The 13532-nt window shown below is 66.9% G+C and carries 16 protein-coding genes; 8 read left to right on the plus strand and 8 right to left on the minus strand.

Going from position 1 to position 13532, the window contains the following annotated elements:
* Positions 1-101 precede the first annotated feature (101 nt).
* Together WFH23_RS09045 and WFH23_RS09050 are read right to left on the minus strand one after the other, a co-directional pair.
* Positions 102-1328, minus strand: coding sequence for an MFS transporter (locus WFH23_RS09045; RefSeq protein WP_234037121.1), 1227 nt, complete (start codon positions 1326-1328; stop codon positions 102-104).
* Complete coding sequence (locus WFH23_RS09050) at positions 1325-2134, minus strand: GDSL-type esterase/lipase family protein (protein WP_176698242.1); 810 nt, start codon at positions 2132-2134, stop codon at positions 1325-1327. The genes WFH23_RS09045 and WFH23_RS09050 overlap by 4 nt, the downstream gene beginning before the upstream one ends.
* Positions 2135-2189: 55 nt before the next feature.
* Here WFH23_RS09050 and WFH23_RS09055 point away from each other — a divergent pair, with 55 nt between their 5' ends.
* The 7 genes from WFH23_RS09055 to WFH23_RS09085 all read left to right on the plus strand — a co-directional run bounded on the left by WFH23_RS09055 (position 2190) and on the right by WFH23_RS09085 (position 7451).
* Positions 2190-3488, plus strand: coding sequence for an acyltransferase family protein (locus WFH23_RS09055; protein WP_336662270.1), 1299 nt, complete (start codon positions 2190-2192; stop codon positions 3486-3488).
* 149 nt (positions 3489-3637) lie between these two features.
* Complete coding sequence (rpmB, locus tag WFH23_RS09060) at positions 3638-3874, plus strand: 50S ribosomal protein L28 (RefSeq protein ID WP_090145908.1); 237 nt, start codon at positions 3638-3640, stop codon at positions 3872-3874.
* Positions 3874-4041, plus strand: coding sequence for a 50S ribosomal protein L33 (gene rpmG, locus WFH23_RS09065; protein WP_010155688.1), 168 nt, complete (start codon positions 3874-3876; stop codon positions 4039-4041). The genes rpmB and rpmG overlap by 1 nt, the downstream gene beginning before the upstream one ends.
* A gap of 2 nt (positions 4042-4043) precedes the next feature.
* A complete protein-coding gene (gene rpsN / locus WFH23_RS09070) occupies positions 4044-4349 on the plus strand; it encodes a 30S ribosomal protein S14 (protein WP_090145910.1) in 306 nt (101 codons plus the stop codon).
* A gap of 281 nt (positions 4350-4630) precedes the next feature.
* Entirely contained in the window at positions 4631-4909 is a 279-nt protein-coding gene (locus tag WFH23_RS09075; protein WP_090145911.1) for an HU family DNA-binding protein, read from the plus strand.
* A gap of 142 nt (positions 4910-5051) precedes the next feature.
* Positions 5052-7058, plus strand: coding sequence for a bifunctional copper resistance protein CopD/cytochrome c oxidase assembly protein (locus WFH23_RS09080; RefSeq protein WP_336662271.1), 2007 nt, complete (start codon positions 5052-5054; stop codon positions 7056-7058).
* Between the two features lie 66 nt (positions 7059-7124).
* On the plus strand, positions 7125-7451 hold the full coding sequence (locus tag WFH23_RS09085; protein WP_141653188.1) for a hypothetical protein: 327 nt from the start codon (positions 7125-7127) through the stop codon (positions 7449-7451).
* A gap of 28 nt (positions 7452-7479) precedes the next feature.
* On the opposite strand, the gene dcd is transcribed toward WFH23_RS09085, so the two are convergent.
* The 5 genes from dcd to WFH23_RS09110 form a co-directional block, all read right to left on the minus strand.
* Positions 7480-8085 carry a dCTP deaminase gene (gene dcd, locus WFH23_RS09090; protein ID WP_336662272.1) on the minus strand — a complete coding sequence of 202 codons (606 nt, stop codon included), beginning with the start codon at positions 8083-8085 and terminating at the stop codon, positions 7480-7482.
* Positions 8086-8120: 35 nt separating this feature from the next.
* Positions 8121-8828 carry a helix-turn-helix domain-containing protein gene (locus WFH23_RS09095; RefSeq protein ID WP_336662273.1) on the minus strand — a complete coding sequence of 236 codons (708 nt, stop codon included), beginning with the start codon at positions 8826-8828 and terminating at the stop codon, positions 8121-8123.
* An 84-nt stretch (positions 8829-8912) separates the two neighbouring features.
* A complete protein-coding gene (locus tag WFH23_RS09100; RefSeq protein WP_336662274.1) occupies positions 8913-9923 on the minus strand; it encodes a ketopantoate reductase family protein in 1011 nt (336 codons plus the stop codon).
* Positions 9920-10246, minus strand: coding sequence for a Dabb family protein (locus WFH23_RS09105; protein ID WP_336662275.1), 327 nt, complete (start codon positions 10244-10246; stop codon positions 9920-9922). Before WFH23_RS09105 ends, WFH23_RS09100 begins: the two co-directional genes overlap by 4 nt.
* Positions 10243-11334, minus strand: a complete 1092-nt coding sequence (locus WFH23_RS09110; protein WP_336662276.1) for a ketopantoate reductase family protein — start codon at positions 11332-11334, stop codon at positions 10243-10245. Before WFH23_RS09110 ends, WFH23_RS09105 begins: the two co-directional genes overlap by 4 nt.
* Positions 11335-11411: 77 nt before the next feature.
* Here WFH23_RS09110 and WFH23_RS09115 point away from each other — a divergent pair, with 77 nt between their 5' ends.
* Complete coding sequence (locus WFH23_RS09115) at positions 11412-12521, plus strand: ketopantoate reductase family protein (RefSeq protein WP_336662277.1); 1110 nt, start codon at positions 11412-11414, stop codon at positions 12519-12521.
* A 15-nt stretch (positions 12522-12536) separates the two neighbouring features.
* Here WFH23_RS09115 and WFH23_RS09120 read toward each other — a convergent pair whose 3' ends face one another.
* Positions 12537-13418: an NAD(P)-dependent oxidoreductase gene (locus WFH23_RS09120; RefSeq protein ID WP_336662278.1), complete on the minus strand. Its 882-nt coding sequence runs from the start codon at positions 13416-13418 to the stop codon at positions 12537-12539.
* Positions 13419-13532 lie beyond the last annotated feature (114 nt).

Consider the following 13532-nt stretch of genomic DNA (forward strand, 5'->3'; position numbering starts at 1 on the left):
TGATTCCGGGAAGCCGGAAGCGGCTCCCACGCCGATTCTCCGAGGCATTCGCGCTCCCCGGGTGGCTCCCCGCGTGGCTCCGTGCGCCGGGTCCGCCCCGGTCACCGCACGTAACGGTCGCGGCCCGCGAGCACGCCGAGGCCCATGACCAGCACGCCGATGCCGCCCAGCGTCCAGAGCGCCGGCGCCCATGAGCCGGTCGCGTCGTGCAGCAGCCCGATGGCGGGAGGCCCGGCGGCCGCGCAGAGGTACCCCACCGCTTGGGCCATGCCCGATACGGCAGCGGCGTGACGGTGATGATGCGTGCGCAGGCCGAAGAAGGAGAGGGCGAGCACGATGGAGATTCCGCCCGAGAGCCCACCGCAGCCGGCCCACAGCGCTCCCCATTCGGGCGCGAACGCCAACCCGACCGCCGCCACCACGAAGAAGACGCCGGAGACGGCGCCGAGGCCGCGCTGATCGCGGAACCGGGGGATGAGGGCCGAGCACACCGTGCTGCCGACGATGGCGACGGCGTTCATGATGAGCAGGTGGAAGCCGGCCGCCGCGGGGGATATGCCGGCGGCGATCTCGATCGAGGGCAGCCACAGAATCAGAATGTAGTAGGCGACGGATTGCACGCCCATGAACGCGGTGAGCTGCCAGGCGAGTGCCGATCTCCACGGGGAGAATCGGTCGCGCGAGGTGCCGCCGCCGGGCAATGCGATGGTCTCACTCGGCGGCTCGTTGCGCGGTGATCGCGAGCGCAGAATCCGTGGAAGGAGCGCGGCAAGCCCGAGGAGTGCGAACCCCGCCCAGATGCCGAGCGACGCCCGCCACCCCAGCTCTGAGGCGTCGGCGAGCGGCACGGAGACGCCGGCTGCGATCGCCGCGAAGACCGATTGCACCACGGAGTACGCACCCGTCACCTGCCCGATGCGCTTCGGGTAGTCCCGCTTCACCAACGAGGGCAGGGAGACGTTGAGCGCGGCGATCGCGACGCCGAGCACGATGGTCCCCGCCCAGAGCCACACCCCTCCGACGGACCGGAGCGCGATTCCGGCGGCGAGCAGCGCGAGACTCCCGCCGAGCAGGCGTTCGAGCCCGAAGCGGAGCGCGATCCTGGGCACGAACGGTGAAACGCCGGCGAACGCGAGCAGCGGCAGGCTGATGAGCATCGACGCGGCGAGCGAGCTCAGTTCGAGTTCCGTCTGCAGGCGATCGAGGATCGGGCCGACCGAGGTCAGACTCGCTCGGAGGTTGCCGGCGACGAGCAGCAGCCCGGCGAGCGCCAATGCCGCTGCGAGCGGCCCCGTGCGGCCGGCGCTCGAGTCGCGGGGCTGGGTCATGCCTCGGGGTCGGCGCCGAGTGCGCGCGGCTCCACACGCGTCCACTCGGCGTACTTCGCGGTGCGTCCGTCTCCGCTGGAGCGCCCGGTGAGGCGGCGCTGCACCCAGGGGACGACGTGCTCACGGGTGTAGCGCAGCTGATCCCTCCGAGTCGGGCGCGGGATCGCCGCGGCGTTCAGCTCCCAATCGGCCGGCGCGGCGTAGCCCATCGCCCGCAGCACGTTGGCGGCGACGCGGCGATGCCCGACCGGCGCGAGGTGCAGGCGATCCGGCGACCAGTACTGCCCGCCGGCGAGTTCCGGATCGTTCCAGTTGTCTGCGAAGCGCACGTCGAGGCGCTCGGCGATGGCGCGCGCGGCTCGCACGAGTTCGTCGCCTTTCACTCGCACACGGGCACCGCCGGGTAGCCCCGCCGTCGGATTGGCGCCGGCGAGCAGAATCGGCTCGGCGCCCGAATCGCGGATGCGCATCAGCGCGTGCTCCGTCTGCGCGGCGACCCACGCGATATTCGTGCGCGGGCGCAGCATGTCATTGCCGCCGCCGTTGAACGTCACGACCGTCGGCTGCAGGGCGAGTGCCGGCTCGAGCTGCTCGGCGATGATGGGAGCGAGCAGTCGCCCCCGAATGGCGAGGTTCGCGTAATCGACGGCGGCGCCCGTTGCATCCGCGAGCCCCTGCGCCACGAGGTCGGCCCACCCGCGAACGGAGCCGTCGGGTCGCTCATCGCCGACCCCCTCGGTGAAACTATCGCCGATGGCGACGTACCGGATCGGGGCGCGTTCAGTGGCTTCGTGCGGCTCGCTCACGGGCCCAGCCTACGCCCATCGCCGATGCGGGACCGCGGCGGCCTAAGCTGGGCGGGTGGTGAAGCAGCTGCCCAGGATCCCTCCGGATCGCGACCTCTCGATCGACGCGGTGCGCGCCCTGTGCCTGCCGATCGTCGTCCTGCTGCACGCGCTGCAGATGGGAATCTCGGGGGATCCGCTCCGCGCGCAGAACGCACTCGCAGAGTGGCAGCCGCTCGTCTGGATCACCTGGGTCGGCATGATCATGCCGACGTTCTTCATCGCGGGCGGCTTCGCGGGGATCACGACGTGGCGACGTCTGCGCGGCCGGGGCGGCACCCCGGGCGACTACCTTCGCATCAGGGCGTTGCGGCTGGCGCGCCCCGTGCTGTCGGCCATGCTCGCAGTGCTCGTGACCCTCGGCGCGATGCGGCTGTGCGGCGCCGATCCCGATTTTCTCCGCAGCTTCGCCTTCCGTCTCGCAGAGCCGCTCTGGTTCATCGCCGTCTACGCGATCTGCACCGCGTTCGTGCCCGTGATGGCGCGCCTGCACCGTCTCGCCGCATGGCCCACCTACTTCGGTCTCGCCGGTGCGGCCGTCTCGGTCGACCTGCTCAGTCGCTTCGCCGACCTTCCGATCGCGCCGCTGAACTGGGTGCTCGTGTGGCTCTTCGTGCAGCAGCTGGGATTCGGCGTGCGGGACGGCTGGTACGCGAAGCGGCCGCGCTGGCTGCTGGTGGCTCTCGCCGTCGCGGCGTACGCCCTGATGGCCGTTGCGGTGTGGGGGCTCGGGTACTCGCCCGACATGCTCGACAACCTGAACCCGCCCACCGTGCTGCTTCTCCTGCTCGGCCTCGCGCAGGTCTACCTCTTCACACTGCTGCAGCCCGCGATCCGCCGTGTCGTGCGACGGCCTCGGGTGCTGATCGTCGCGGGGATGCTCGGCGCCTTCGGCATGACGATCTACCTGTGGCACGTCGTCGCCATGGCGATCGTCGTCGGTGCGCAGATGGCGCTCGGCCTCCCGTTCCCAGAGCCGCTCACGCCCGTGTGGTGGGTGACGCGGATCCCCTGGATACTGGCGATCGCCGGAGTGCTCGCGGTGCTGTGCCCCGCCGTGTCGTCGCTCGAGCGTCGCTGGCCGCGGGAGCGAGAGCGCGACATGCCGGCCTGGGCGGCGCTCACGGCGACCGGCCTGCTCGTCGGGTCGGTCGGATGGGTGCTGACGCAGGGCTATCTCACCGGCGGGACCGCAGGTGCGATCGTGGCGCTCGCCGCGGCGATCGCGTGGCTGACGGCGGGCGGCCCGGCGCGCAGACGACGTGTTTCCGGCACTGCGGACGACACGCCCGGCTTGCGCGCCGTGCGATCCTGACGTAGGCTCGGTCTTTGGCTGTGCGCCGTCCCAGTGCGCAGACCGCGCGAACTGATCGCAGCGAATCGATTCTCGATCTCGCCGCGGGTTCGTGCAGACAAGAAATCTTGGGTGAGGCCGTCCGGTCTCACGGTATGAGAGGAAACATCATGGCAGCAGTGTGCCAGGTGACCGGCGCCGTTCCCGGCTTCGGACACAACATCTCGCACTCGCACCGTCGCACCAAGCGTCGGTTCGATCCGAACATCCAGAAGAAGACCTACTTCGTGCCCTCGCTCGGCCGCAAGGTGACCCTGACCCTCTCGGTCAAGGGCATCAAGATGATCGACGCTCGCGGTATCGAATCGGTAATCGCTGATCTGCAGAAGCGCGGGGTGAAGCTCTAATGGCTAAGGATAAGGACGTACGTCCGATCATCAAGCTCCGTTCGACGGCCGGCACCGGGTTCACCTACGTGACGAAGAAGAACCGTCGCAACACCCCCGACCGTCTCGTGCTGAAGAAGTACGATCCGGTCATCCGCAAGCACGTCGACTTCCGAGAGGAGCGTTAATCATGGCGAAGAAGAGCATGATTGCGAAGAACAAGCAGCGCCAGGTCATCGTTGCGCGTTACGCGGCGAAGCGCCTCGAGCTGAAGAAGGCCCTCGTGGACCCGAACGGCACCGACGAGAGCCGCGAGGCCGCACGCGTCGGCCTGCAGAAGCTGCCCCGCAACGCATCACCGGTGCGCGTGCGCAGCCGCGACGTCATCGACGGCCGCCCCCGTGGCGTGCTGACGAAGTACGGCGTCTCGCGTGTGCGTTTCCGCGACATGGCGCACCGCGGCGAGCTGCCCGGCATCACCAAGTCGAGCTGGTAACGACTCGTAGCTGGCGCTTGAGCTGAGAATGGCGTGGATCCTTCGGGGTCCACGCCATTTTGCGTTGCCGGCGCCCCGCACCCGAAACGGTCTCCGATCAGCCGCAATACCAGGTCGCAGTGCGTCACTCTGGGGAATCCCCGACCGAAGTTCCGCATCATTCCGCCGAATTGGGGTAGATTCGAACCGATCAATCGATCGGACTCTCCATCCGGAGGGAACCCTGAACCAAGATCTAGGGGCGTGCCCGGTTGCGGCGCATCGCCTTGGAAGGACACAACATGGCACTCAACAAGACCGAGCTTGTCGCGAAGATCGCTGCCGAGACCGGCCAGAGCCAGGCCGCCGTCTCCAGCGTGATCGACGGACTGTTCTCCGCTGTTTCCGAGACCGTCGCTTCGGGCGACAAGGTCTCGATCCCGGGCTGGATCTCCTTCGAGACCGCGACCACCGCTGCTCGCACCGGCCGGAACCCCCGCACCGGCGAGTCCATCGACATCCCCGCTGGCAAGCGCGTCAAGGTGTCGGTCGGCAGCAAGCTCAAGGCTGCTGTCAAGTAACATCGTCTTCCTCAAAGCTCCCGGGCCGCGTTGCGGCTCGGGAGCTTCGTCGTTTCGGGGCCCGTCGGGCGGCGTGGTGAGCCGGACCGCAGGCGACGGGGCATCGATCACGCTCCCACCGCACTACGCGTAGGCTAGTCGGGTGCCCCGTTTCGTCCGCGTTCTCGCCCCCGCTGCGCTGCTCGCGGCGACCCTCCTGGCGCTGTGGCTCGGTCTGAGCATCGGCGGTGCGGCCGCCGAGCGCTCGCTCGCCGACCCGGGTGCGATCGTGCGCGTCGGCCTGCCGCTCACCCGGACGATCGTGAACATCGCGATGGCTGCTCTCATCGGCTCCATCGTGATGTCGGTGTGGGTGTTCGCGAGCGATCGCCCGGAGACGCGTCTCGCGATGGATCTCGCTGCCGGTTCCGCAGCGGTGCTCACCGTCGCGAGTGCCGCGGCCACGCTGTTCACTTACCTCGACGTGTCGAGCCAGCCGCTCTCCGGTGACGCCTCGTTCGGTGCCGGCCTCGCGCAGTTCCTGACGGAGATCGAACTCGGTCAACTCTGGCTGCTCGAGTTGCTGCTCGCGGCGGTGACGACGGTGCTCGCGTTCGCGATTCGCGGCCGCAAGCTGATGCTGATCGTGCTGGTGGCGGCTCTGGCGACCGCGCTTCCACTCGCTCAGCAGGGGCACGCGGCCGGGGCATCGGGTCACGGTGCGGCGGTGAACGCGCTCCTCGTGCACATCGTCGGCGCCGCAGTGTGGCTCGGCGGTCTGCTCACGCTCATCTTCATCGCGCGCGCGGTCGACCACAGGCGACTCGCCGCGGTCACCGCCCGCTACTCCTCGATCGCGCTGCTCGCCTTCATCGGAGTCGCGGCGTCGGGAGTCGTGAGCGCGTGGTTGCGCGTCGGCACCTGGGATGCTCTGCTCGGCACCGGGTACGGGCAGCTCGTGCTGCTCAAGACGGGATCGCTCGTGGTGCTCGGGGCGTTCGGCGCGATACAGCGCGTACGCCTGATCCCGCGCATCGCTGACTCCGCACGAGGCATGCGCCCGTTCGCCTGGTTCGTGGTGTGCGAGCTCGCCGTCATGGGCGTCGCGAGCGGCATCGCGGGCGCCCTCGGCCGCACCGCGACACCGGTGGCCCTCGAACCGGTGCGCGACCAGCCGGGCGGGATCAGTCCGGCCGAGTGGCTCACGGGCGACCCCCTGCCGCCAGAGCTCACGCCGCTGAGCTATCTCACCGAGTGGAAGTTCGATCTGCTCTGGGTCCTCGTCTGCGTCTTCGCGGTCGGCATGTATCTCGCCGCGGTGGTGCGCCTCGCCCGCCGGGGCGACCGGTGGTCGGCTGGGCGCACGACCGCCTGGATTCTCGGCATTCTGCTGCTCGCCTACACGACGAACGGTGCGCTCAACGCGTACGAGCAGTACCTCTTCAGCGTGCACATGCTCGGGCACATGATGTTCGCGATGCTGATCCCGCTCTGCCTCGTTCTCGGCGCTCCCGTCACACTCGCGCTTCGGGCGACGCACAAGCGATCCGACGGCTCGTGGGGCGGTCGCGAATGGATTCTGTGGGCCGTGCAGACGCCCTTCTCGAAGATCGTGACGCACCCCGCCTTCGCCGCCGTCATGTTCTCCGGTTCGCTGTGGGTGTTCTACTTCACGCCGATCGCCCGCTGGGCCGCCGAGGAGCACCTGGGGCACCAGTGGATGATCATCCACTTCCTGATCTCCGGCTACCTCTTCAACCTGTCGATGATCGGCGTCGACCCGGTGCCCTACCGCTTCCCGTATCCCCTGCGCATCGTCACCCTGTTCGCCACGATGGCGTCGCACGCCTTCTTCGGCGTCACGATCATGACGGGCGACGGACTGCTGCTCTCCGACTGGTACGGGGCCATGGGGCGCACGTGGGGCGCTCCTCCCCTCGAGGATCAGTCGACGGGCGGCGGCATCGCCTGGGGCATCGGCGAACTGCCGACCCTCGCGCTGGCCTTGATCGTGGCCGTGCAGTGGTCGCGGAGCGATGAGAAGGAGCAGAAGCGCAAGGATCGCGCGGACGACCGCTCCGGCGGCGCCGAGCTCGAGGCGTACAACGAGATGCTCGCCCAGCAGGCCCGCCGCGACGGGAAGCGCGCGAGCGACCCTCAGCGCCGCTAGCCGCGCGCGCGACGCGGGCGGAGCGGGGCGGCATGCGGGCCTCCGACGCTTGATAGCCTCATGGTCATGACGCAACACGACGTGCACGGCGCACCGCCCCTCGACGCGACCGGCAGGCAGGAGATGCACGCGCTCACGCGGGAGCGCATGCGGTTCTTTCTGCGGTTCGCGCTGACGGAGGGCGCAGTGCTCGCGATCCTCATCGTGCTCATGTACGCCGCGCGCATCATCGACCCGGATCTCGGCCTGTATCTGCTCATCGGGGTCGCGCTGGTCGGCGGCGTTGTGCTGTCGGTCGTGCTGTCACGTCAGATGAAGCGGCAGCAGGCGATCGTCGCAGCGTCGGAGGCGCGTCAGGAAGCGGTGCGGATCGAGGCATCGCGCCAGCCATAGGCAGCCGCGACGGGGCCCAGCCCCGTGCTCAAGCGCCGATCGCGCCGGCTTCGGTGGAGCGCACATCGGCGCGGTGGAAGTTGAGGTGCGAGCGCGAGGCGGTCGGGCCCCGCTGACCGAGGTAGCGAGAGAACGTCGCGCCTGATCCGTACGGGCGCTCAGCAGGCGAGGTCAGCTTGAAGAAGCAGAGCTGGCCGATCTTCATGCCGGGCCAGAGGCGGATCGGCAGGGTGGCCACGTTCGAGAGCTCGAGCGTCACGTGGCCCTCGAAACCGGGGTCGATGAAGCCGGCGGTCGAGTGCGTGAGCAGGCCGAGCCGCCCCAGCGAACTCTTGCCTTCGAGACGCGCCGCGATGTCGTCGGGCAGCGAGACCTGTTCGTACGTCGAACCGAGCACGAATTCGCCCGGGTGCAGGATGAAGCCTTCTTCCGGGTCGACCTCGATCAGGCGCGTCAGCTCCGGCTGCTCCTCGGACGGGTCGATCACCGCGTACTTGTGGTTGTCGAAGAGGCGAAAGTAGCGATCGAGTCGCACGTCGACACTCGAGGGCTGCACCATCGACGGCTCGCTCGGCGAGAGGCCGATGCGTCCTGATTCGAGTTCGGCGTTGATGTCACGATCTGAGAGCAGCACGGGACGATTCTACGGGGTGGGCCGCTTCATGCGGGTCAGCCCCGGAAGGAGCGGAGCACGTCCACGGCAGAATTGAGGGTCTCGCTGCGGGTGACCGGAGCGACGACCCCTTCACCCGACGATGACCCCTGGCGCGCAGCAGCCGCGCGCCCGGTGATGTACCACACGCCGATTGCGGGGACATCGGCGTGGTTCACGAACAGGTGCGGGCGCTGAGAATCGAATACCATCGAGTCGCCCGCCTGAATGACATGCGCGTCGAAGTCGAGCCGGAGCGTCAGCTCGCCGCTGATGAGGTACACGTGTTCGATGCCGAAGTGGCGCATCAGGCGACCCTCGATCGAGCTCGAGGCGCCCGGCTGGTAGGTGACGCGAAGCGCTTCGACGTCGGTGCCTTCGATGACCGAGAGACGTTCCCACTTCACGCCGTTGTCCATCTCCAACGTGGGGTTGTCCTCGGACCCCTGGTGCAGGAAGGAAGTAGCGAGCTGCTGCGGGGAGGAGGCCACCGCGGCGACCGGTTCGGGAGTCTGCATGTGGGATTCACGTCCGAGCAGCATGTCCGTCGATATGTCGAGCTGCGACACGAGCGAATAGAGTGTGCTGACCGAGGGCTTGGTCTTGCCCGTTTCGACCTGGGAGAGCAGGCTCGGAGAGACTCCGATCGAGGACGCCAAGGCCCGCAGGCTCATTCCTTTGCCTTCGCGCGCTTCGCGAAGCCTCGCGCCGATGGAGTCTGACATGGCTCTCCTTCAATCGATCCACACCGTGGAGTATTCAACGTCGGTGTTTAGTTTCAGCTTACAGTGGGCAGGTACTGCCCGGGATCAGGCGATGAGCCACCGTACGTTCTCGGGGCCGGGGGTGTGCGCTCCCGATTCGATGCGTCGAGCGAGACGGTGAACTCGATGGTTCAATGGTGCATGCTCCGGCCCTCCAGCTGCGTCGACCACGAAACCGTTCAGTGCGTCGACCTCGGCCCGGCGTCCTTTGCGCCAGTCCTGCAGCACGGTGGTGAGTGTGCTGGCGGTCGTATACTCGCTCAGCACGATGTCGAGCAGATGCTCGACATAGCATTCTCGGGTCAGCACCGCCGTGGTAGCGTCCGCGCCGAAGATCGGGACGATGCGCTGGCCCTGGGCGAGCGCCGTGTCGAGAGCCTCCTGACCGCAGGCCAGCATGAACTCATGCATGCCTGGCTGCGCGATCGCCTCGGCGAGCGGCAGATCGAGAATCGCCGAGGGGACGAGTTCGCAGGCGTTGGCGACGAGCTTCATCCATTTGGCTGATCGAATATCGTCGACCACGGTGACACTCGCTGTCGGCGCGAGGATCTCGGCAGCGACGAGAGACCGCTCCTGCGCCGCTGCAGTTTCCCCGCCGAGCGCGAGCCACATCGGGGCTTCCTGCACGATCTCGGCCGGCGTGAAGAGGTTCGCCGCCACCTCGATGACGCTACCGACGACTCGGTCGCGCCCGAAGACCGCGGCCACCGTGTCGAGCGTGATCCCGTTCTGCACTGCGACGACGGTGCCATCGGGAGCGAGGTAGGGCTCGAGCAACAGGGACGCCCAACCAGTGTCGTACGCCTTGACCCCGAGCACGATGAGGTCGAAGCGTCGTCTCGTTTCGGCCAACTGACACGCATGCAGCGATTCCACCCGCGTTGTCACTGCTGCAAGGCCGGTTGATACCGTGAGGCCTCGATCACGCATCGCCTCGATGTGGGCGGGCCACGGGTCTATGGCGACGACCTCCGCACCCGATCGCGCAAGCGCCGCGGCAATGGCTCCGCCGTTCGCCCCGGCGCCGAAAACGGCGATGCGGGGTGAGGTCATTGCGCAGGCTCGGCAGCGGGCCCCTGAACCGGGTAGTCGACCACGGACTTCATATCGACAAGGCTTGCGACGACGTCGAGCGCGGCGACGTGCTCTGGATGCACCTGGTACGCGGCGAGCGCATCGGCGGAATCATGGACGGAGATGAGCACGGCGTCCCAGTGCCCCTCGACACTGCCGTCGTCGATTCCGATCTCGAGCGATCGCACCCCTGGCACCAGCGAACCGAGTGGCTCGAGCGTCGCTCGCAGTTGTGACGCGGCTGCCGAATGCTGCTCGGCGTGCTCCGCCTTGAACTTGAAGGTCACGACGTGGCGGATCATTCTCGGTCCATTCTCTTGAGGGCTGGGCGCGACTCTTCGCGCGCGGGGACGAGCATCGGCTCGCGGATGATCGCACGCATGAGTTCGGCATTCGCCATACTGGGCACGAGCTCTCCGCGTTCGATGCGTTCGCCGATACGAAGTATCGCTTCATTGACGGGGGCTTCGCCGCCCAAGCGCTTTCGCAATTCGACGATGTAGCCGTTGAAACCGTCGAGCTCTGCTCTGCGGCCCTTCTGCCAGTCCTGCAGCACCGCTACTCGGGTGTCGGGCAGCGAGAAGGATTCGAGCACGGCGTCGAGCAGATCGAGTGCGTACTGATCGGAGTCAGGGACGTCTGCTTCCGTCTTTCCGAAGATCGGCATCATGGTCACCCCTGCTTCGATGGCGAGCTGGTAGGCCTCTCGAGAGGCGGCATCCATGACCCGTCGGATTCCGCGCTCTTGCACGGCTGCAAGCAGCGGCGCACCGAGGATGGCGGAGGGGAGCATCTCAGGGATGTTGGCGATGAGCTTCATCCACTTCGAGGAGCGGATGTCATCCGAGACCTCAGTGGTGCCCGCGTGGCTCAGTGCTTCTGCGACGGCTTCGAGCTGCGGCGTACGCGTTCCGTCCAGGGTGCCGACAGTGAACCAGGTGCCCTCCGGAGGCACCTGACGTACAACGTGCCCGGGCTCGTATACGTTCGCCGCAATGCCGAGCACTGCGCCGATGCTGCGCTCTGGGCCGACGATGTCAGCGACTGCATCGATCGTCATACCGTTCTGCAGCCCGACGACGACGGAGCGCTCATGGAGGAGCGGCTCGATGAGCTGCACCGACCACCGCGTGTCGTACGTTTTCGTCGAGAGGAATACGATGTCGAACGGTTCTCGCAGCTCGGCGACCTGGCAGAGGTGGTACGCCGATACTTCAGTGACCTCGGTGCGATCGGGCATTTCAATAGTGAGTCCGTTCGCGCGCATCGCCTCGACGTGAGCCGGCCACTGGTCGATGAACGTCACGTCCAACCCGGCCCGCACGAGATCCGCTCCGATCGAGGCGCCGTTCGCGCCGGCGCCGAGCACGGCGATGTTGAGCTGAGTCATCGAGTGCCATCCCTTTCACGTCGTTGTGCAGTTAAGATTAACAAAACATACACTAACACTGTTCGATGAGGAGCATCATGAGTGAGATCGCCACCCCAGAAGAACTTCGCGTTGCGGTACTCGGCGCCGGCTCGAACGGCGCCATCGTAGCCGCGGACCTCGCGGAGGCAGGAGTCGACGTCACCGTTATCGATCAATGGCCTGCGAACGTCGAGGCAATGCGCGCTCATGGGATCCGTGTACAGCTCGGAGAAACGGTTCGGGCGACCGCAGTTCCGGCATATCACCTCTGCCAGGTGGCCGAGTTGCGCGAACCGTTCGACGTCGTCTTCCTGCTGGTCAAGGCGTACGACACGAGGTGGGCCGCAGAACTCATCAAGCCGCTGCTGCACGAGAACTCGGTGGTGGTCGGTGTGCAGAACGGCATGACCGGGGACGCGATCGCCGAAGTCGTCGGTCGCGAACGTGCACTCGCCGCGGTCATCGAGGTGACGTCGGCCATGTACACGCCCGGTCTGTCGGAGCGGCACTCGGCCCATGAACGTTGCTGGTTCGCGGTGGGTGCGCTCGATCCAACTGCGGCGGCTCACGTGCCGACGGTGGCGGCCCTGCTGAGCCACGTGGGAATCGTGGAGGAGGCCGACGACATCCAGTCGGCGAAGTGGATGAAGCTGGTCCTGAACGTCGCGGAACTGGTGACCTCCGCCGTGCTCGACCTCTCGATCTCCGATTGCGCGCGACACCCCGGGATGCGCGATGTGATGCTCGCCGCTGGTAACGAGGCGATTGCAGTGGCTCAAGCACATGGATATCAGGTGAGACCCATCTTCGGCATGGAGGGCGAAGCTGCGGCGTCGCCCGAGACGTATGTATCTGCAATCCTGGACAACCTCGTCGCCAACTACATTCGTACTGATTCCCGGGCAACGGTACTGCAGGACTGGATGAAGCACCGTCGAAGCGAGGTCTCAGAGCTCCATGGCGAGGTCGTGCGATTGGCGAGAGAGTACGGCGTCGCGGCACCAGTGAATGAAAAGGTCTGGGAGCTCGGAATCAAGGTCGAGGAGGGCGAACTCATTCCGAGCACCGTCAACGTGGAGCTCATGCGGGACGCGCTTCGGCAACCGATGCTCGTTCCGGCGCGCGCTGCCCAGCCCTCGTCTCCCAGACGCGAGGAGCTTCGCTGAACCGAGACGTCAGCCTCAGGCGGCCGCAGGCCCGCGGCGAATGACCTCGGCGATGATCGACCAATCGCCATCGGACAGGTCGGGGTCGTTGAGGGCCTCGGTGAACATGCCGCGCATGATCGAGACCGTGGGAAGCGAGGCGCCGAGCTCATCGCTCGCGGCTTCCGCGAGGGAGAGATCCTTCAGGCCGAGTTCGACCGAGAACCCGGCTGGTCGGTACTCGCGGCTCGCGATGAGCGCTCCGTACCCCGTATATGCGGAACCGGTGAATGCGGCATCCGTCAAAATGTCGACGAACATGCGCGAGTCGACGCCGCCGTGTTCGACCAGGGAGAGCGATTCACCCAGCGCCTGGAGGGCGTGGATGAGGTTGTAGTTGACTCCGATCTTCACGAGATTCGCCTGCGCTGGATCATCGCCAACGCGCCACACCTGCTTGCCGAGAATGGCGAGAATGGGCTCGGCGCGATCGATGAGTTCAGCGGATCCTGCAGCCACAATGTTCAGTTGACCGGCCGCCGCAACGTTCGGTCGCCCGAGCACTGGGGCGGAGATGTATCCGGCTCCTGCCGCAGTGTGGCGGTCGAGTAAATCGCGGCTCGTCTTCAGACTGAGGGTCGCCATGTTGACGTGGAGTTTGCCGGACGCGGCGTCGAGACTCGGCGCATCGAACGCGGCGTCGACGGCTGCGTCATTCGCAAGCATCGAGAAGACGATGTCGGAAGCTTCGAACACGTCGGCAACCGTGTCGCACTCGATCGCACCGGCAGCGATGACTTCCCCGCCTTTACCGCGGCTCCGATTCCACACGCGAAGCTCGAGCCCCGCCTTTGCGAGGCGCAGCGCCATCGCTGATCCCATCGTTCCCAGGCCGATGAACCCGACACGTGCACTCATGGGTTTCCTCGCTTCCTCGCTTCCAAGACTTGCAGATGTGTTCTCGCTGAGTTTAGTCTACCTGTACACAAGTGCAGAGGCGCACTCGAAAAATGCCGTCACGGTGAACAAGAG

This window comes from Leucobacter sp. USHLN154, from assembly GCF_037145595.1.
GTDB lineage: Bacteria > Actinomycetota > Actinomycetes > Actinomycetales > Microbacteriaceae > Leucobacter > Leucobacter alluvii.